The 19170-nt window shown below is 36.3% G+C and carries 15 protein-coding genes and 1 pseudogene; 1 reads left to right on the top strand and 15 read right to left on the bottom strand.

Annotated elements, in window-relative coordinates; all coding sequences use genetic code 11:
* Window positions 1-92 precede the first annotated feature (92 nt).
* From JOD02_RS11145 to JOD02_RS11115, 7 genes are all read right to left on the bottom strand, one after another.
* Complete coding sequence (locus JOD02_RS11145; RefSeq protein ID WP_204489573.1) at window positions 93-380, bottom strand: hypothetical protein; 288 nt, start codon at window positions 378-380, stop codon at window positions 93-95.
* A gap of 49 nt (window positions 381-429) precedes the next feature.
* On the bottom strand, window positions 430-1383 hold the full coding sequence (locus JOD02_RS11140; RefSeq protein WP_204489571.1) for a sugar phosphate isomerase/epimerase family protein: 954 nt from the start codon (window positions 1381-1383) through the stop codon (window positions 430-432).
* Window positions 1384-2420: 1037 nt separating this feature from the next.
* The gene (locus JOD02_RS11135) at window positions 2421-3998 is read right to left on the bottom strand and encodes an extracellular solute-binding protein (RefSeq protein ID WP_204489569.1); all 1578 of its coding nucleotides are present in this window, start codon (window positions 3996-3998) and stop codon (window positions 2421-2423) included.
* Between the two features lie 70 nt (window positions 3999-4068).
* Window positions 4069-4947 (bottom strand): carbohydrate ABC transporter permease, encoded by an 879-nt coding sequence (locus JOD02_RS11130; protein ID WP_204489567.1) that lies wholly within the window; start codon window positions 4945-4947, stop codon window positions 4069-4071.
* 28 nt (window positions 4948-4975) lie between these two features.
* Window positions 4976-5965, bottom strand: a complete 990-nt coding sequence (locus tag JOD02_RS11125) for an ABC transporter permease (protein ID WP_204489566.1) — start codon at window positions 5963-5965, stop codon at window positions 4976-4978.
* Between the two features lie 120 nt (window positions 5966-6085).
* Window positions 6086-7543 carry a DUF5060 domain-containing protein gene (locus JOD02_RS11120; protein ID WP_204489564.1) on the bottom strand — a complete coding sequence of 486 codons (1458 nt, stop codon included), beginning with the start codon at window positions 7541-7543 and terminating at the stop codon, window positions 6086-6088.
* An 82-nt stretch (window positions 7544-7625) separates the two neighbouring features.
* A complete protein-coding gene (locus JOD02_RS11115; RefSeq protein WP_204489563.1) occupies window positions 7626-8504 on the bottom strand; it encodes a sugar phosphate isomerase/epimerase family protein in 879 nt (292 codons plus the stop codon).
* Between the two features lie 507 nt (window positions 8505-9011).
* On the opposite strand from JOD02_RS11115, the pseudogene JOD02_RS11110 reads away from it, so the two are divergent.
* A pseudogene (locus JOD02_RS11110) lies at window positions 9012-10278 on the top strand (IS110 family transposase).
* A gap of 342 nt (window positions 10279-10620) precedes the next feature.
* Here JOD02_RS11110 and garR read toward each other — a convergent pair.
* The 8 genes from garR to JOD02_RS11070 all read right to left on the bottom strand — a co-directional run bounded on the left by garR (window position 10621) and on the right by JOD02_RS11070 (window position 19002).
* Entirely contained in the window at window positions 10621-11508 is an 888-nt protein-coding gene (gene garR, locus JOD02_RS11105; protein ID WP_204489561.1) for a 2-hydroxy-3-oxopropionate reductase, read from the bottom strand.
* Between the two features lie 46 nt (window positions 11509-11554).
* Window positions 11555-12487, bottom strand: coding sequence for a transketolase family protein (locus JOD02_RS11100; protein ID WP_204489559.1), 933 nt, complete (start codon window positions 12485-12487; stop codon window positions 11555-11557).
* Window positions 12487-13332, bottom strand: coding sequence for a transketolase (locus JOD02_RS11095; RefSeq protein WP_204489558.1), 846 nt, complete (start codon window positions 13330-13332; stop codon window positions 12487-12489). Before JOD02_RS11095 ends, JOD02_RS11100 begins: the two co-directional genes overlap by 1 nt.
* A 62-nt stretch (window positions 13333-13394) precedes the next feature.
* Window positions 13395-14435, bottom strand: a complete 1041-nt coding sequence (locus JOD02_RS11090; RefSeq protein WP_204489556.1) for a zinc-dependent alcohol dehydrogenase — start codon at window positions 14433-14435, stop codon at window positions 13395-13397.
* Window positions 14436-14488: 53 nt separating this feature from the next.
* Window positions 14489-15199: a FadR/GntR family transcriptional regulator gene (locus JOD02_RS11085; protein WP_204489554.1), complete on the bottom strand. Its 711-nt coding sequence runs from the start codon at window positions 15197-15199 to the stop codon at window positions 14489-14491.
* A gap of 139 nt (window positions 15200-15338) precedes the next feature.
* Window positions 15339-17021: an IS1634 family transposase gene (locus tag JOD02_RS11080; RefSeq protein WP_204489553.1), complete on the bottom strand. Its 1683-nt coding sequence runs from the start codon at window positions 17019-17021 to the stop codon at window positions 15339-15341.
* Window positions 17022-17105: 84 nt separating this feature from the next.
* Window positions 17106-17387, bottom strand: coding sequence for a serine hydrolase domain-containing protein (locus JOD02_RS11075; RefSeq protein ID WP_204489551.1), 282 nt, complete (start codon window positions 17385-17387; stop codon window positions 17106-17108).
* A 97-nt stretch (window positions 17388-17484) separates the two neighbouring features.
* On the bottom strand, window positions 17485-19002 hold the full coding sequence (locus JOD02_RS11070) for a carboxylesterase/lipase family protein (RefSeq protein WP_204489549.1): 1518 nt from the start codon (window positions 19000-19002) through the stop codon (window positions 17485-17487).
* Window positions 19003-19170: the final 168 nt, after the last annotated feature.

Here is a 19170-nt window from a genome sequence, read left to right as displayed (position 1 = left end):
ACAACATAAGGTTTTACATTTTAAACAGTAAAAATTTGGATATCTATATCATACTTTCCTTTAAAAAAGTGTTGCATTTAATATTGCAATTTTCACACTTTTTTTAATTCCTCAACCGGAAAATAACCGAGCTCGGCCAAAGCGGCATACTGAACCAAAGCCGCATGTCCTTTACTCAAAAGAAATCTATCCCGTTCAGGGTCGTGTGGATTTTTCGGATCCACTTTCATCCATTGAAAGTAAAGGGTAGCTACTATCTCGGCACAAGAGCTTGAACCTCCTAGATGCCCCGCTTTTCCCACTCCCACCATTTCCAAAATATGATACCTTAACTGAAGAGCCTTTCTTTCCAAATACTCAATTAACTCCCTGGATTCCATACCTTATACCTTCTTTCATTATAGCAATTAGGTAATATATGCTATAAAGTTATATTATTGAATACAGATATTTTATATTGTCAACGGGGTCTCTCTTCTCCAGAATTCTTTCAATAATATCAAGCTCTAATCTTGAAGAAATATCAAATATTTTTTGAGTTAACTCAATAACAGTATTGAAAGTTTTAATGGTATTAATTTCTTTGGGTGAAACATCATAACCAAACCAATCATTATAACCGATCTTTTTTAGATAATAGAAAAACTCTACCAAATCCCAAAAGTTATATGCTCCTGGAACCATATCCCAATCCCATAACTTGTCGTTATCATTTAAATGTACATAAAACAAGCGGTTTGCTCTAGCTAACATAACAGCAGTTTGAGCGGGTCTCTCCCCAGCTTGGATAGAATGGCCAAAATCAAGAGTAACACCGACGTTATCCATTCCTAGAATTTGACAGAAGGCTAATGTTTCTCCTGCATTTCCTAGCAAACATCTTGTCCTAGGATCATTTAGTTTGTATTCTATACAAATTCTAATCTTTTTATTATACGAAGCAACTTCTCCTATAGTATATTCAAAAAAATCAAAAGCTTTAGTATAATCCATTTCAAAGATATAATCATGTCCATCATTTAATGGGCAAGTAGTAACTCGATTACATCCCAATATTTGTGCATAATCTATCGCCATCTTAAAATCTTGCACCACCTCTCGGCGTTCAGAAGCTATTTGTGAAGAAAAAGATCCCCTTAACCATTTTCCAGTTCTTCTAGAACGAAAATTGATACAAGGTATCTCAAAACCATATCTGTTAATTAACTCTTTCAATAATTCGAAATTTTCGAAATCTTGCGGATAACAAAGTTCCAAACCATCTAAACCATTTATTTGCGATGCTATATCAAACTTTTCTTCCAAAGTCCTATCTTCCTGATAGGTAATATATCGGTTTTTTACACCACCTAAGAATCCTGTAATAATAGCTAATTTATTCATAATTAACACCTCATTTTTTATTTAAGTTATCAATTGATCAACAGTTATGATAATTTTACTATTAAAACCAATGATAAATACAATTTACATTACAATAAAAAATGTATTAAATCAAAATGAAGTTATTATCTTAAAATTATCATCTATTATTTATATCAATGATAAACCCTTCCATTTCGATAATATTTAATTTCTTTTTAAACAATATGATACTTAAGATTATTGGGGATTATTAAAACTCATAAATATACTGTCCATAATACCTGTTTTTTGCAAATGAAAATTCCCCGCTTTTGCAAAATGGGTGCTGGAAAATTTGCCAGCAGTTTACAGCATTATAATTGTATTTTTCAATCATGTCAAGGATTTGCTAACGCTCACCCTTACGGGCTTTGTTCTTGACATGATTTTCAAATACAATTACTAAAACCTTATCCTGCTTGGCAAAAAAGCTGGAAATTTTTCGTTGCAATTCTGGGAAATTTTATTTTGCAACTAACAATTTAATACCTTACATATTTTCAAATCCTTTCCTAACTTGATGTTTAATTAAATAGAAAAGTGTTATGCCTATATCTTCATATCAACAACCTTAACTTCCTTAAAATATACGGATCACGATTATATCAGATTTCTCTTTTCTTGCCATTTCTGTTTAGTCTTATCTTAGTGTTTCTTAAGAGAGCTTTAATAAAAATTAGACGAATCAACACGATATATCCTTTAAATAACAAACAATATATTTATCAACACAGGTATAATTATAACTTCTGTCAAATTCGGGTGTAGTCTTTAAATTGCTAATACCGTATTTTTATTAATATATCCGACCTTTTAAATTAGGCTCATTTCAAATAACACTATTATTTATATGACTACTACTTTTGAACCATTTGTGTATTTTTAAAATATAATATAACCTTCTTTATATAATTAATAGTCCTTATATGCAAAAGAAAGATTAAAAGAAATTATGCAGGATTAAAGAGGCTTACTTCACCCCTTTAATCCTTTTATTTACAAAAAATTTAACAATTTTACTTATTTTGATAAATTTTTAAATACTCATTAGTATACTCTTCAATAACATTATCACCGCCATTTTTGCGCCACTCTTCTAATGCATTATTAAACCCAACCTCATCTATCTCGCCTATAATATATTTTATACTAGCATCATCTATTATTTGATCAAGTTGTGCACCCCTTTCCCCATATGTTTCCGAAAAAAGTGGCTCACAAGGGTTGAGTACAAGATAATTATCATTCTCTACGTACAGTTCCCTAGCTCTCTGATATGCGTAATCGAACTTACCCTCTCTAGCTTTTTCATCATAATGAAGTTTTAAACTTCTAAAAGGATTAACCTCCCTTTGATAAAGATCATTTAGCTCATTTGTCCTTACGTACACACCATCTTCAACTATATAATGCCTATCTTTTAACCCCCATCGAAGTAGGTCCTGCATTTCTGGATCATTAAGTTTATCAAAAAAGTTCATACATTTTTTCAACGTTTCCTCATCTTTTATACTTCGTTTTGTAAACATAAATTGTCCTGCAAATCCTGATGATGCCATTACACGTTCTCCCTTTGGACCACTAAATCTACCAATAATATCAATTTTTGCATTAGGTTCTAGTTTATATAGGTCTGTATGTTTACTTGCAGCATCAGACATAAAAGCGAAGTATCCTCCTGCTTTATTACTGTTAACATTGTCATATTTTTGATTTCCTTTAATCACAGCAAAATCTCTATTCATTAAGCCTTCTGAATACAGTTTTTTATAAAAATTAAGCATATCCATATACTCCGACGTCATAAATTCAGGAACCATCTTGCCATTTTTAAACTCCCACTGATTAGGACCTCCGAAAGCAGCAAGAAGTACATCGTATCCACCCAACCCCTGTTGAGATAAACCGTAGGTATCGTCTTTTCCATCTTTATCAGGATCATCAAAGGTAAATGCTTTTAAAACATTGTATAAATCTTCTATAGTTTTTGGCACCTCCAATCCCAAATTATCTAACCAATCTTTTCTATACACAAATCCGTTCTGCCCCAAAGGTCGTACTCTAGGAAGTCCATAAATTTTACCATCTATTGAACAATTATTAAAACGAACCTCTCCAATATCAGTACTTAAATTAGGAAATTCCTTTATATATGGTCCGATTTCCCAGAAAAACCCTCCTCGTACAGCATTTATTACATACGCTGCTTTATGATTAGGAATATACATAACCATTGGTAAATCTGTACCAGAAGCAAGAGTTACACTTATTTTTTCTTCTAAATCTCCTGTCATCCACGTAATATTTAACTTTGTATTAGTATATTCCTGTATTTTTAGAAGGACAGGTTCATCATCTTTAGGAGGTTCAGCAGTATAGGACTGAGCATATATGCTCATTTCAAAGGGTTCTTTAGGTTCTACGCTTTTTGAATCTTTGGAATCAGTATTGCCACCGCTTACTGTTGTCTTGCTGTCATCCGACACCGTTGTTTTCTTTTGTCCACAACCAGCAAACAACATTATTACCAAACTCACTATAATAAATATTACAGTCCATTTTATTAGCCATTCTCTCTTAGCTTTCTTTTTCATTGTGCATCCTCCTCACTCATTTTAATATATTTAATATATATGATAGGGTAATTCTCTATGTCCGGAGAACTTACCCTTTAATTGAGCCAATCAATACACCTTTTACAAAATGTTTTTGTAAAAAGGGATATACCAATAGTATAGGCACAGTGGCAACTACTACTGTAGCCATTTGAACGCTTTTAGCTGGTACCACAAAATCAGGGTCCATTTGATCTAAATCACCAATACCTCCTTGTGCCAAAATAACGATTTGACGAAGAAGTACTTGTATAGGCCATAAATTTGAATTATTTAGGTAGATTATAGCCTCAAAATACTTATTCCAGTGTCCAACTGCATAAAATAATGTTAAAGTAGCAAGAACTGATTTAGAAAGAGGAAGAATAATACGCCCAAAGATAAATAAATCATTGTATCCATCCATTTTAGCAGCTTCCTCAAGTTCTACAGGAATCTGTTGAAAAAAGTTCTTCATTATTACTAGATTAAAAGCATTTATTACAGTAGGTATTATAAGCGAATATAGTGAATTAAGCAGCCCCATAGCTTTCACCACTAAAAAGGTTGGAATCATCCCTCCCCTAAACAACATAGTAAAAACTACACCAAACATTATAATGTTCCTCCCTTTTAAATTTGAACGAGAAAGGGGATATGCCATTAACGAAGTAAATAGTATATTGGCAAAAGTACCCACTACCGTTACATAAACTGTAATCAACATACTCCTAATAAGAGTATCTGTGGAGAATATATATCTATATGCAGCTAGTGAATACTTTTTAGGTATTAAGAGAAATCCTTCCTTTAAAATTTCTTCTGCCGGTGCAAATGAGCCTGCTATAATATGAATAAACGGTAATATACATAACAAAGAAAATATCAACATTATAGTAATATTAAATATATCGAATAATCTGGACCCAATAGAACGGTATCCAATCATAATTAAAAACCACCCCTAAAAGTTAATATTAATATATTCCTTCTTCGCCAAATTTTTTTGCAATACTATTTGAAATATATACTAGAATCAAACTTACAAAGGATTTAAAGAATCCTACTGCAGTAGTGTAACTATATTGCCCTTGCTTAATCCCAACATTGTATACATATGTATCAAAAACTTCTCCTACTTCACGGTTTGTAGCATTAAGCATAAGAAATATATGCTCAAAACCAGTGTCTAAAAAATTTCCCAATCTAAGTAGCAACAAAACTATTATAGTACTTCGAATGGATGGCAATGTAATATGCCACAATTGCTCCCATCTGTTTGCACCATCAATATATGCTGATTCATATAACTGTGGGTCAATATTTGTTAATGCAGCTATAAATATAATTGTACCCCAGCCAGTCTCTTTCCATATAGTTTGTCCAACAATCATAGGCCTAAACCATTTAACACTAGACAAAAAATCAATCTTAAAACCGAATAAAGCATATAGAACCTCATTTATTATCCCGCCTTCAGTTGTAAATAATATATAGGAAATACCAACAACTATAACCCATGACATAAAATGTGGAATGTATGTTATTGTCTGAATTATACGCTTAAGCGTTGTATTTCTTAACTCATTTAGCATCAGAGCAAAAATAATAGGCAAAGGAAAGAAAAATAATAGATTATAGACTGCAAGTAATAGAGTATTACGAAATAATAACCAAAAAGTAGCTTCAGTAAACAATCGTATAAAATGTTTAAATCCTACCCATTTGCTTCCCATAAAACCCATAAAGGGTTGGTAATCTTTAAAGGCTATCAGCAAACCCCACATAGGACCATACTTAAATATTATAAAATATAACACTCCTGGTAAAAGCATAAAATATAACCATCTATCCTTGATTAGATACTTAATTATATTTTTATAAATAAAGCTGTTTTCTCTATTTTTTTTATTTGATAGTGGCTTCGATGATATAGATAATATATTTTTAGAATCTAACCTATTCATTTTTTCACCCCCTATTCATTTGTCAATTTGTTTCAAAAGATATCATACAAATCCTATATATTATATTATTTATGCAAATAACAGTATACTTCATAAAGCTACAAACACACTTATTAGAAATTATTCTAATACAAGCCGTAGTAACCAATCTTCTTTATCAGGTGCAGTCAGTCCAATTCCGTTTTCGGTAAATCCTCCATTAATCCTCTCATTTGTATTTCGAGCATTGATCCACTCAACTCTATATTTTCCCCCGGAAATTGAAACATTTACTGTACCCCCACTTTCCAAATAAACCAAATACTCCTTTCCTTCTTCTGCCAAACAATATCCTTTACTTACCAGATCTTGCCTAGGACTCATCTTATAAAATTGTATAGTTTCAAAGAAGTCCCATACTTTCTTTATAATGTCATGTCTGGATTGTACTCTATCATTTAGATGAAGACTACCACTAAAACCAGATGTAGAATCTCCATTCATATCTCCAAAATTCAAAGCTGCTGCTGACATATTAATAACATAAGCATTTTTACGTAAGTCATCATCACTATAATGCGGATGATAAATATTTCCCGCCCATAATGTTTCCTGAGCATATAACGGATAAAATCGGGAATGATTTTTTAAAATACCTTCACTAAGAACTAATCGTTCAGTTGTTTTAGGGCCTTGAAGAATTCCATATGATACATAAGGCTCACCTAAAAACTCATCATCTCCTGTTGCATTATGAACTGACAGCAGATGATCAAAGATATCATACTTCTTAATCATATATCCCAAACGGTTAATCTCGCATTTCAACATAAAAGGATTTTTAGATAATAAAGGCTCTGGACCAGCTACATTAAAAAGAAGATTCCAATAAGGTCCAAATCTAGCAATAACATATCGAATGTATGTTTCCTGATCCTTTACACTGGTTGGATAATAAGAATCTCTACCAAAAAACCCTGCAAACGGATAAACCAAAATGCGTCTATTTGCCAAATCATCCAATATTTTTTCAGCTTTTTTGTATTCATCAGCATTTAAAGGCCATAATCGTGGAGTCCTCCAACCTGAACCTCGACCTATTTTTTCCCGATTTAGGAAAAAACTAGCCACAGAAATCATATTATATCCTTGGGCCTGTAACCAATCCAAGAAATCCCCACGTTCTTCCTCATTCCAATTTTCGGCAAAAAAACGATCTCCAACGTGAAAACTTCTAATCAGTATATGTTTTCCTCCCTTAAATCCGAACCACATTGGATTTGTTTCATCTTTATAAATCATTCCAGGAATATCTGATTCAACACATTCAAAAATCCCTTCAAATTTTGCACTGCCATCAGAGAAAACTGCTTTATACCTCCATATCCCGATTTGGTCTGGCATAAACCGAATTTTCCATACATTTCCACCATCATAAAAACCCCAAAAGTCGACTTGAGAGTTATCAGGTTTAGTGTATGTAACAAGAAGTTCTACATCTCTATAAGGATCTTTATACGTTCTATTATTCTCTATAATAGATTCAAATCTATCCCATTTCTTTACTTTTTGAACATCACTACAAACAGTTCCCGCCATTTTTAAACTCCTTTCTAAATGTTTCAATTTACGTAAATTTAATCTTACACTTAGAATATTAGCAATATATTTTTATTATTATTTATAAATTTAAACCTTTAATCAATTTTCTAATATATCTAGCATTTTTCTCAACACTTTCTTTTTCCCATTTTAAGATCTGCTCTACAGAAGCACTATAGTCTCTTCGCATACTATATTCAATTATAATACTGATAGTTGGATTTATCGAAAGCACTTTTTTGATAAATTCTTCCACATTAAGCCAACCTTCGCCAAGAGGCACACTACTGATAAGATAACCTCCTTCTACTTTTTCTACTTTGTAATCTTTCAAGTGAACTGATAATAAATATGGCTTCATTTTGTCGAGAACTTCTTCTGGTTGATTAATAAATCCAAGACAATTTGTTGTATCCATAATAAGTCCCACATGTTCATCTGCAATTTCCTCAACGATTTGAATAAGATAATCTAACGGGAGGATAAAATTATCCTCTATTCCCAATTTGATATTCTTTTCTTTACAAATAGGTAGCACATTTTTTAATATATTGATTGATTTTTTCATTAATTCGTCCGGATTTTTCTCTGGAGAGGATTTAAGCTCTCCAGGAACTATCCGAATGAAACAAGATGATAAAAGTTCTGCTAATTTAATATGATGTAATAAATTTTCCCTACTCAAACCTCTCAAGCCTACTTCAATTGAAATTCCCAGTTCTTTAGCTACATTTGCTATTGACATAATTTCTTTATAACTTAATGTTGCATAATTAAGATTTTCACACAATTGAACCAAACTAAACCCCAGTCGATGAGCTTCTTGCAGGAAATCTATGGTAGTCATTGGCTTTGGTGGAATAAAGTCCCCAAAACCTATATTATAACGAAATGCAAAACTTCCTATACCAATACGCACAGCTTCTACTGGCTTATTTCCCTTATTTTTTATAAACATTATTATCCCCTCGTATAATAGTGTTTGTAAACAACAAATCAATTAACCTTTAGGCCATTCATTTTACCAGTTATTTACTGGTAATTAACTCGCCACATCTTATCCTCCATTCAAAGCTCGCTGCAAGCTTTTGAATGGCACTTCAACCCTAACCCATATACTCACCTATCACAAACGGTGGTATATGGCACCGTCTCCCATAGGCGGCAAAAAAACTCTTTACTTTTGGGATAACCTGTAGCATGATTATCTGGTAAAGATATCTGTATCTGGGACAGGCTTTTGCCCCCCTTGCAGCTCGACTGCTCAATAAAGTGTGGTCCCTACACCAGGTTTGCCACATCTAAACTCGAATTCTGCTTTGTCGTAGTACAGGTTCTCGGCAGCAGGAGACTAAAGCCTGTATTGCTAAGAGCTAATAACGCGAGGCTGTTATATAACCTGGTTGCTAGGGTTATCCCAAATATCCTTTACCTTATCACTCCCCCCAGAAAGGAGGTGTTAAATGTGAATAAACTATTTGTAGGCCTTGACCTCAGCCTTAAGGACTACAAGGTATCTATCATTGACCAGAATGGAACTGAAATCGTCAAACCTTTCTCAGTTACCAATGACCAAGTTGGGGCTAACATCCTCATAGATACTATACTCAGGTGCTGTAAGGCTTTAGCTGTTGATACCCTCTTCATCGGCCTTGAATCTACTCCAGTGTATGGCTGGCATATACAGCATCTACTAGCTGATTCCCCTCAGCTTAAGCCTTATCACCCTCACATTATCTGCTTTAACCCCAAACTCATTGAAAACTTCAAAAAGTCCCTGGGCAATCTCCCTAAAAACGACTGGATAGACGCTAACACCACCGCAGAAAGACTTCGTTTCGGCAGACTCCCCAAGTCTTGCCCTGTGGATTTTAGATACCTTGCTCTCCAAAGGCTTACTCGCTACAGGTATCACCTTGTGGAAAACCTGGCTCGGGAAAAATCCTACTACCTGAGCAACCTGTTCCTTAAATTCAGTGCTATGTGCCAGGACAAGGTTTTCTCTAACAACTTCGGGGCCTCCGCTACAGAACTGTTCCATGAGTTTCTTACCGTAGAGGATATTGCGACTCGATCGCTTGATGAACTCAGAACTCATTGATTTTATCATGGAACACGGTAAAAAGCATTTTGAATGTCCACAGTCCACCGCTAAAGCCTTAAAAGAGGCAGTTGCAAAATCTTACAGGCTTAATGCTTCTGTGGATAACTCTCTAAGCTTTGTGCTCAAATCCTGCCTTGAGAACATAAAGGCTCTGGAAAAGCAGATCAAAGCTGTGGATAAAGCCATCGAAAAGGAGCTGCCACTTTTTAAAAACGAGTTCCTGTGCTTAACTTCAGTCAAAGGTATTGGCCCCGTCCTGGCTGCTGGCTTTATATAGGAAATAGGGGGCATTTCTCGCTTCGAGAACGATAACGCTTTGGCCAAATTTGCAGGTCTGTATTGGTCTGAATACCAGTCTGGAGAGTTTACTGCTGATGACACTTTTATCAAAAAGACTGGAAACCACTACCTCAGATACTACTTTATACAGGCCGCAGAGCAGCTCAGGAAGTATTTACCCGAATTTGCCCAGTATTACTCTCGCAAGTACAACGAAAGCAAGACCCATCATCACAAGAGGGCTCTAGTGCTTACAGCCCGTAAGGCGGTAAGGTTAGTCTTCGCTCTGCTGCGCGATGAAAAACTTTACAATCCATCCGCCAGGAAAGGAGATGTTAGTTTAAGCTAAGGCCGATTTCCTAATTTACATTTATGTTAATTATTACCATGCCGCCTAGGTGATGGTTAGCTTTGCTATGCCCTTTTTTGGGTTTAAATAGCTAAAAAATTTTCAACTTTTTTCGAATCCCCCCTTGACATATTACCGAATTACTTTTTTTCAATTTTAAGTTTAACTTTTAAGAGAACCCCTTTAAAAGAAAGGAAAAATATTTAAACTTCTGTAAAACCCTAAAATTCTCTATTTTTCAGGGTTTTACTTCTTATTTCAAACAGGATTCTCTCCACTTTTGGCCAAAGAAAGGGAATCCTGCATGAAACCTAAACAACTTACCTTCTCATACATATAACTCTATTTCCTTACCTCTACACCAGCCAATTTCTCATAAAACTGTATAATACCACCATGATCCTCTTTTTCCTTGCCTTCTGCCTTTAAAGCTTGCATAATCTCCATTACCTGGCTTGTTAGCAGCACAGGTACCCCAACTTCATGCGCTGTTTCCAAGGCATTCATCAAATCCTTAATGTGCAGTTCAATTCTAAAACCAGGTTTAAAGTTCCTCTGCATAACCATAGGAGCCTTTGCATCAAGCACTGCACTACCAGCCAATCCTCCTCTGATCGCTTGATACACCTTTTCAGGATCTACACCTGCTTTCGTGGCTAATACCAGCGCTTCAGACATGGCCGCAATGTTAAGCGCCACAATTATCTGATTAGCCAGCTTTGTAATATTACCGCTTCCTATTTCTCCCACCAACACAGCCGACGACCCCATACACAGAAGTATATCTTTTACCTGATTAAAGACTTCTTCTGAACCACCTACCATTATTGACAGCGTACCATCTATAGCTTTTGGTTCACCGCCGCTTACAGGAGCATCCAACATTTCTACACCCTTTTCCTTAGCTTTTGCAGCAATCTCCTTAGAAACCAATGGCGCTATAGAACTCATATCAACAATTATTAATCCAGGACGCGCTCCTTCCAATACACCATTCTTACCTAAAATCACTTCTTTAACATGAGGTGAATTGGGTAGCATAGTAATCACTACTTCTACTCTCTCAGCTACATCCTTTGGCGAGAAGCCTTCCTCGGCTCCTGCCTCTACCAGTTCCTTTACTGGTTGTTTATTTATGTCATATACAACCAGATTGTATCCCGCCTTTAAAAGATTCTTAGCCATCGGTTTGCCCATAATACCTAAACCTATAAATCCTATTTTCTTCATCTTATCCACTCCTTTTTACATAAGTTTTATACTAGAACACATCATACTATATTAAACTTTTTACTTTCTCACAAATATTTTCTACACTCAAACCATAATGTACCAGTAATTCTTCATAATTAGAAGCTGACGTACCAAACTTATCCTCTATCGCTACAAATTCCAATGGAACGTTCACTTTTCTTTTACATAACGCCAATGCTATTGCGCTACCTAGCCCTCCTATGATGCTATGCTCCTCTGCTATTACAGCGCCTTTAAAATTCCTAACCTTCTCTACTAAAGTATCAACATCCAATGGTTTTACCGTGCTTACATTCACCACCTCTATCGAAATGCCTTCTCTTTGTAGAATTTCTGCTGCCTCCATAGCCCTGGAGACCATCACACCATTAGCAAATACCACTACATCCTTACCCTCTCTTAAAGTATACATGCGGCCTATTTCATATTCTAAATTTTCAGGCGTATACACCGGTAAATCGTTTCTATTAATACGAATATAAACTGGCCCTTTGTATTTTACCATGGCTTCTACCATTTTCTTAGTCTCAACCGCATCTGCCGGAACCAGTACTACCATGTTAGGTATAGCGCTCATTAACGCAACATCCTCAATTGACTGATGAGTAGAACCATCTCCAAAGTCTGAAAGACCACAGCTTGAACCACATATCTTGACATTAAGTCGAGGAATCGCTATAGCCTGCCTTATCTGGTCATAGGCGCGTCCTGTCGCAAAAACAGCAAATGAATGTATAAATGGGATCTTCCCAACTAACGCTAATCCTGCTGCCGTAGAAGCCATATTCTGCTCAGCAATGCTCATCTCAAAATATCTATCTGGAAAAATCTCCTCAAAAAGACATGAACGTGTCGACTTGCCTAAATCAGCCTCCAACACCACTACATCCTTATTCCTTTTCCCTGCTTCTACTAAAGCCTGTCCATATGCCTCTCTAAGACTTTCCCTTTTCATTACCTTTCATCTCCCTGCATTAACTTCTCAAGCTCTCTTTTTGCAATAAGGTACTGCTCTTCAGTAAGAATCCCGTTGTGAAAAGCTGCATTGTGCTCCGCAAACGAAAATCCTTTTCCCTTTACAGTATGTGCTATTATAACTGTAGGTCGCCCTTTTATATTATTTGCCTCCTTAAGCGCCTCCAGTATCTCCTTTATGGAATGACCATCAATTTCTATTACATGCCACCCAAAGGCTGACCACTTAGGCGCTAAAGGATTACTGTTGAGCCTTTCCTCCACTGGACCCGTTGCTTGTACTCCATTCTTGTCAACAAAAGCCACCAAATTGTCGACTTTATAATGTGATGCTGCCATGGCAGCTTCCCATACTTGACCTTCAGCTAATTCCCCATCGCCCAATATCACATATACTCGGCTTTTTCTACCATCCAAACGAAGTCCTAAAGCCATCCCTAAAGCAATAGATAACCCTTGTCCCAGTGACCCTGTATTGGCTTCCACTCCTGGTGTGGTCTTCATATCGGGATGACCTTGGAGCATACCGCCCAAAGTTTTTACTTTCTTCAGCTCCTCAATCGGAAAATATCCCAATTCAGCTAATGCTGCATATTGGACTAAAGCCGCATGTCCTTTACTCAAAAGAAACCGATCCCTGTTAGGGTCATATGGATTATTGGGATCTATATTCATCCAGTGAAAATAAAGAGTGGCTACAATCTCAGCACAGGAACTGGAACCTCCAAGATGCCCTGCTTTCCCAACGCCTATCATTTCTAATATATAGTATCTCAATTGAAGTGCTTTTCTCTCTAAGTATTTAATTAGCTCGTTGGATTCCATTCATGTTCCCTTCTTCCTTAAAATTTAGATATGAGTTATAAGCTCATTTACTAAGCTTCTATTCAACCAATAGGAGTGAGAAGCACTTTTACAGCTTTTTTTGATTCTATTAATTCAAAACCTTCTTCCCATTTATCTAAAGGTAGCTCATGCGTAATGAGCTTTTCTACGTTTACAGCTTTTTTATCCATTAAAGTGAGACATGTTTCCCAAACATCCCAATTATGACTAAACGTAAAGTTCATGGTAACCGCCTTAGATATAAGTGGATCCAAAGAAAAACCTACAGGATTAGGACCCCAACCTATCTTATTAATTTGTCCACAGGGTCTTACAATATCCATAGAAAGTTTTAACGTAGAAGAAACCCCGGCAGTATCAACAACTATATCAGCACCGTAATGATCTCTCATATTCATAATTACAGACACAGGATCCTCTTTTGAACTATTAATCACAATAGCAGCTCCTAATTCCTTAGCCAATTCCAACCTGAAGTCATCACCCTCTGTACCTATGACTACAATATCAGCAGCCCCCATTAATCGTGCTATTTGTACACATAAAAGTCCTATAGGCCCAGGCCCAATGACAACTACTAAATCGCCTGCCTTGATGTTTGAGTGTTTTACCAGTGAACTATAAGCTACACACAAGGGCTCAGTCAATGCAGCCTCCCTCAAACTTACATTAGGAGGCAATTTATGAAGAATTCTAGCAGGTACTTTTACATACTGAGCAAATGCCCCATCTACATGAAATCCAAAGCCCTTTCTTTCACGACACACATGGTAGTTATTTGTACGGCACAACCTGCAAACCCCACAATAATCTGCATGTGTTTCTGCCGTAATCTTGTCGCCGACTTTAAACCCTTCTACATTGTCCCCTATTTTCTCAATGATTCCAGAAAATTCGTGACCAAGTATGAGCGGCACATTTACTTTATATGTAACCTTATTATGATGCATATGAGGGTCACTACCACATATACCGGCGTATGCTACTCTAACCAACACATCGTTTGGCCCTATATCCGGGATGGGCACCTCTCTCACTTCGGTGGCTCCATCAACATTGTCATACTTAACAACGGCCTTCATGTTAATTTTACCTCCCTGAATAACTATTCTCTCTATAGTATATAGTTCAATAATTATTTGTTGGTTATTTTTATATTCTTTTCAATCTGTGATATTTTTCTAATAGTTTCTTCTATGTGTTCAGCCATAAATTTTTGGGCTCTTTCTACGTCTTTATCTTTTATAGAACTAATTATTTTTTCATGGTAATACAATCCATCACGAGTGCCAAGGTACTGTACTATATAATCCATTGCTACACTTAAAATGTCTCTAATTACATAATTGACTTTAACTATAACTGCATTTCTTGTTATTTCACCTAAAGCTAGATGAAAATTTAAATCTTCTTGTGCAAATTTTTTAACATCGTTCTGTTTTTCCATCATGTTTTTGAATATGTATTCTAATTTACGAATATCCTCCTTAGTAGCTCTTTCAACAACCAGGCTCATAGCAGCAGGTTCAGCCAACTTTCTATATTCCAATATTTGCATTAATTGAGGTATATCTAAGACAAAATAAGGAATTAGACTGTTCATATAACTGTCAACCAATAATTCTTTTACAAAGGTTCCTTCCCCTTGCCTTGTTTCCAATAATCCTAGAGTAATCAGCTGCTGCAATGCTTCCCTTACAGTAACCCTACTAACCTGCAAAAGTGCAGCCAATTCGTTTTCTGAGGGAATTTTTGTACCGGGAAGCCAATTTTTATTTATAATCTGTCTTTTTAATTCTTCCACTACTTGTTCACGTACACTATTTTTCTTTATTGCCCTTACCATATTATACTTCTTCCTCTCTTCTTTCTTAGTATGCTAGTAAGTCATCTTACATCTTATTATAATATATACGACATAAATGAAAAAAATCCTTCTTTTGGACAAAAAATTTTTTCCAACTATAAAACCCACATTTCACATGTTAAAAAATGGGATTTATCTTTTTCGTGTAAATGTCAGGACTAAATCCCAACCATTCTAGCATCTTCAATATCTTTGGTGAAGTATCATTTGGCAAATACAGATCACCATTGAAATATATAACCAATACTGTCTCCAATACCTCAAGTATAGTCCTAACCGATGGTCGAGTCGATTTTTGACCATTAGGCTGAATATAATATTCTCCCCTCTCCCTCAATGCTTTCCTTACTCTGTACTCTAAATAACTCGCTATCAGTAAAACAAGTATAAATACATATCCCAGCGCTTCTACTCGCTCAGGTCTCTTCAAATATACTGGCCCTAAGTACACTGGACTTTTTGAAAACTTAAATGCCTGCTCTATTGAACTTTGCCCTTTATATTCCGCCAGTATCCTCCATCCAGGATATTTCTCTCTATCCATAACTGAAGTAATAAGAACAAATGTCGATTCCATAAATAAGTCTTTCTCACATGCCATATCATCCCTCTCACCTATAGTATGCTTTACATAGTAGCTTACCGTCTCCTCATACCTATCTTCCGTACCAGGCCTCCCTCTTCTATTATACCTCCGAGTAACCTCCTCTTCTATATGAGCTTCTACATTGTAATGCATTGACTTAACTTTCTCCATAAAAACCGCACTCTCCCGCAGTGCATCCTCAACACATGCAAATGCTCTCTTGCCTATACTCTTAGCCTCCTTCTCAAGCTCCCTCTTCTCTTTCTCCCACCTCTTCTGCAATGTCTTTATCTTCTGCTCCCTCAACGAATTTGTATGAACCAATACAAATCGATACGGCTTCCCATCTATAACCTCCACAAATTCATAAATCCTGTATTCTGCTGCATCTTTACGTGAAGACTCACTTAATGTTCCTACTTCTTCCCAATTCACCCCCTGCCATGCCTTCTCTTTCCATTCCGAAACACATGAAAAATTCTCTGGTAAACGTGATATAAACCGTAAACCCTCTAACTGCCTTAACGATTCATATGAAGATACAGTCGCAGAATCCCCCACAAATATAATATCTCTATATTGTTGCCCCTCAAAAAATACCTTCATCTCCTTTATCGCCTCCGGGTTCCATTCCCGGTCCGATTTGTTTCCGGATAAAAGCTGACCCATTACAGGTAGCCCACTCTGCTGTACTGCTGCCCCTATCTTAAATTGCTTAAGGTCAGGCCTATTATCTTTGCTGTAACCGTAGCAGATTATAAAGTCGTCATCCTCATCCCCTTCATACATCCCTTCTACAGAAATAGACGTTGTATCCAAGTGCAGACTCTCTATAGTTAAATTATGAGCCTTTAACATGTTGAGACATATACGGCTCACAAGTTCTTTCATGTTTACGGTATGCAGTTTATCTAAAGCACGAGCAAATGCGTCATCGTTTAATTGTTCCACTGTAATATCGCTACCCTCTAACATGTATTCAAGCTTTTGTTTCCTCCAGTATTCTTCAATTTTCCATAAAGGCTGTCTCCTGTGCATTATGGTTACCACCAATACTTCTATTAAAAATCCCGGTGAAATCTGGGAATTATCCGGTCTCCATTCTACCATATCGTTGACAGTTTCCGCTATTTTTGCAATACGGCACATCTCAAACAATACTGGTATACTGGAGGCATTGTATGCCACAATATTCTTAACATCATTTATATCCATTCACAATCACCCCTGCATCTTTCTACAGGGGATATATATTCGACAAAAAATCCAAAAATCCTTTTGGTAATATATGTAATTTAATTACCTGTTTTTGACATGCGGAGACTCGGATATTGGATCACTTAATAAAAATTTACCCCTTTCATAAAGTATCATAGCAGCCGTACAAATTACTACTTTAGTCATAGAAAAGATGCGAAAAACGCTTTCCTCATTCATGGGCTTTTTTTCCTCTAAATCTGCATAGCCAAAATACCCTTCATATAAAACTTCTCCATTTTTGGCTACAGCACACCCACAACCAGGCAACCCTCTCTTTATAAAACCTTCTAACAACGCGGATAAATCATTAAAATTAGCCATTTTCTCACCCTCTCTTTCCTTATTTATTTACACAATAAAAGTATATTTCTCCCAGGCAAACGAATTTATCGTTTGCCTGGGGCAATTCTGCAATAATTTATTTTATATTGAGTCGCTTAAAATAATGTTTTACCATCAATTTCATTAATTCTGTCGGCCTATTAGGATCCTTACCTGGTTTGTCTCCAAACAGCATTATAAAGGGTTCTTCCTTTGTGTAGGGCCTCCATTCTGGCATAGGTGTACCATCCGCATCTAAACCATTTGGATCTCCTTTTTTCGCAAAATTGGTCCAATAATTACACATCTGTCTCGCTAAATCATAATGCTTGCCCACAAATGGCCTCCAGCATTTCGCTAAAGTCTCAAAAGTAAACCAAAGCTCTGAAGAATGGAATGAACCAGCATCATCCCCTGGAATCTCAGGATCAAAACAATAACAGTATATAGTAGTATCCTTCTTTTCTGCATTATGCTCACACCACATAAGGTTCCCTATCTCAAACATATTAACCGCACCTTTTCTACACATTTCTTCTACATCGTCATTTTCTACTTTGCATAATCTTAAATATTCCTCTGCATCCTCTTGGTATTTCTTATAAGCGTACTCCTTAAATTCTTCTACAGTTTTCGCATTTGGCCTTTCTACAAACTCATTCCCCGTATGACCCATAATTAAAGGAATCTTATGCCATTTCCCTTCTATAATCAGTTTTACTGGATCGTCTACTATATAATAGCCATCCTTCACAAACCCCCACCTAGCTCCAAATGACAGAGATTTTTCAAAAAGTTCCTTTGCATCTATTTTACGAGCCTCATCCAGCGAATTCACACCCAAATATTTAAAAAACTCCTCCCCCATTTTTTCAGCCTCTTCTAATGAAGGATATCCTTGATTAAAGCGTGGTGGAACAAAACCTCCTCCGCTTTGAATAATAGCTTTCTGAAACATCCCCTTACTCACAGGCGAAGTTACATGTGCTGTTACGCTGCCTCCCCCCGCCGATTGCCCAAATATTGTAATGTTGTCTGGATCCCCTCCAAATGCCGCAATATTTCGTTTAACCCAAGCAATCCCTGCCAATTGATCTAGTAACCCAAAATTGGCCTTAGGCCCATCCGGATTTTCTGCCGAAATCTGAGAATGTGCAAAAAAGCCAAATACATTTAAACGATAATTAACACTTACAAATACTATTCCCCTTCGTGCAATACGTTCTCCGTCAAATTCCATTTCTGAAGTATAACCAACCTGCAAACCACCACCAAAAATCCAAACCATCACCGGCAGTTTCTCATCAGGATGTTTTGCAGGCGTCCATATATTCAAATACAAACAATCCTCACTCATGGGAACATTCGGATCTACGTGCCACTCCTTAGTATAAATATTATTAGGGTCCAAACCTGGTGTTTCTTGTATCGAAATAGGAGCAAAAGTATAGGCTTTGTAAACGCCTTCCCAATTTTTACACGGCTGAGGAGGACGCCATCTTAAATCACCCACAGGAGGTGCGGCAAATGGCACTCCTTTAAACACGGTTATCCTTGGATCAGCAGCCGGAAGACCTTCTAATATTCCATTTTCAACAACTACCCTTCTTAACATATCTTATTCCCCTCCCTTATTTTAATGTACGCTCTCGAAAAGTCCGAGAGCTTTATTTATATGTGTTTCAGGACTCAGCCTTTAAGCTTCACCCCTACTTTGTAAACAACTTTCATATCCTAATTTCCATTTATTACAACTTTACTTTCTTAGCTCTTACCCCCAAAA

The organism is Caldicoprobacter guelmensis (assembly GCF_016908415.1).
In the GTDB taxonomy this organism is placed as follows: Bacteria; Bacillota; Clostridia; order Caldicoprobacterales; family Caldicoprobacteraceae; genus Caldicoprobacter; species Caldicoprobacter guelmensis.
Note: the sequence above shows the minus strand (reverse complement) of the source record. Positions and strands in the feature narration are given on the sequence as shown.

What these genes read in the sequence shown, in the direction of transcription:
- JOD02_RS11145 (WP_204489573.1), bottom strand. Translation starts at nt 380, where the DNA reads ATGGAATCCAGGGAGTTAATTGAGTATTTGGAAAGAAAGGCTCTTCAG.
- JOD02_RS11140 (WP_204489571.1), bottom strand. Translation starts at nt 1,383, where the DNA reads ATGAATAAATTAGCTATTATTACAGGATTCTTAGGTGGTGTAAAAAAC.
- JOD02_RS11135 (WP_204489569.1), bottom strand. Translation starts at nt 3,998, where the DNA reads ATGAAAAAGAAAGCTAAGAGAGAATGGCTAATAAAATGGACTGTAATA.
- JOD02_RS11130 (WP_204489567.1), bottom strand. Translation starts at nt 4,947, where the DNA reads ATGATTGGATACCGTTCTATTGGGTCCAGATTATTCGATATATTTAAT.
- JOD02_RS11125 (WP_204489566.1), bottom strand. Translation starts at nt 5,965, where the DNA reads ATGAATAGGTTAGATTCTAAAAATATATTATCTATATCATCGAAGCCA.
- JOD02_RS11120 (WP_204489564.1), bottom strand. Translation starts at nt 7,543, where the DNA reads ATGGCGGGAACTGTTTGTAGTGATGTTCAAAAAGTAAAGAAATGGGAT.
- JOD02_RS11115 (WP_204489563.1), bottom strand. Translation starts at nt 8,504, where the DNA reads ATGTTTATAAAAAATAAGGGAAATAAGCCAGTAGAAGCTGTGCGTATT.
- garR (WP_204489561.1), bottom strand. Translation starts at nt 11,508, where the DNA reads ATGAAGAAAATAGGATTTATAGGTTTAGGTATTATGGGCAAACCGATG.
- JOD02_RS11100 (WP_204489559.1), bottom strand. Translation starts at nt 12,487, where the DNA reads ATGAAAAGGGAAAGTCTTAGAGAGGCATATGGACAGGCTTTAGTAGAA.
- JOD02_RS11095 (WP_204489558.1), bottom strand. Translation starts at nt 13,332, where the DNA reads ATGGAATCCAACGAGCTAATTAAATACTTAGAGAGAAAAGCACTTCAA.
- JOD02_RS11090 (WP_204489556.1), bottom strand. Translation starts at nt 14,435, where the DNA reads ATGAAGGCCGTTGTTAAGTATGACAATGTTGATGGAGCCACCGAAGTG.
- JOD02_RS11085 (WP_204489554.1), bottom strand. Translation starts at nt 15,199, where the DNA reads ATGGTAAGGGCAATAAAGAAAAATAGTGTACGTGAACAAGTAGTGGAA.
- JOD02_RS11080 (WP_204489553.1), bottom strand. Translation starts at nt 17,021, where the DNA reads ATGGATATAAATGATGTTAAGAATATTGTGGCATACAATGCCTCCAGT.
- JOD02_RS11075 (WP_204489551.1), bottom strand. Translation starts at nt 17,387, where the DNA reads ATGGCTAATTTTAATGATTTATCCGCGTTGTTAGAAGGTTTTATAAAG.
- JOD02_RS11070 (WP_204489549.1), bottom strand. Translation starts at nt 19,002, where the DNA reads ATGTTAAGAAGGGTAGTTGTTGAAAATGGAATATTAGAAGGTCTTCCG.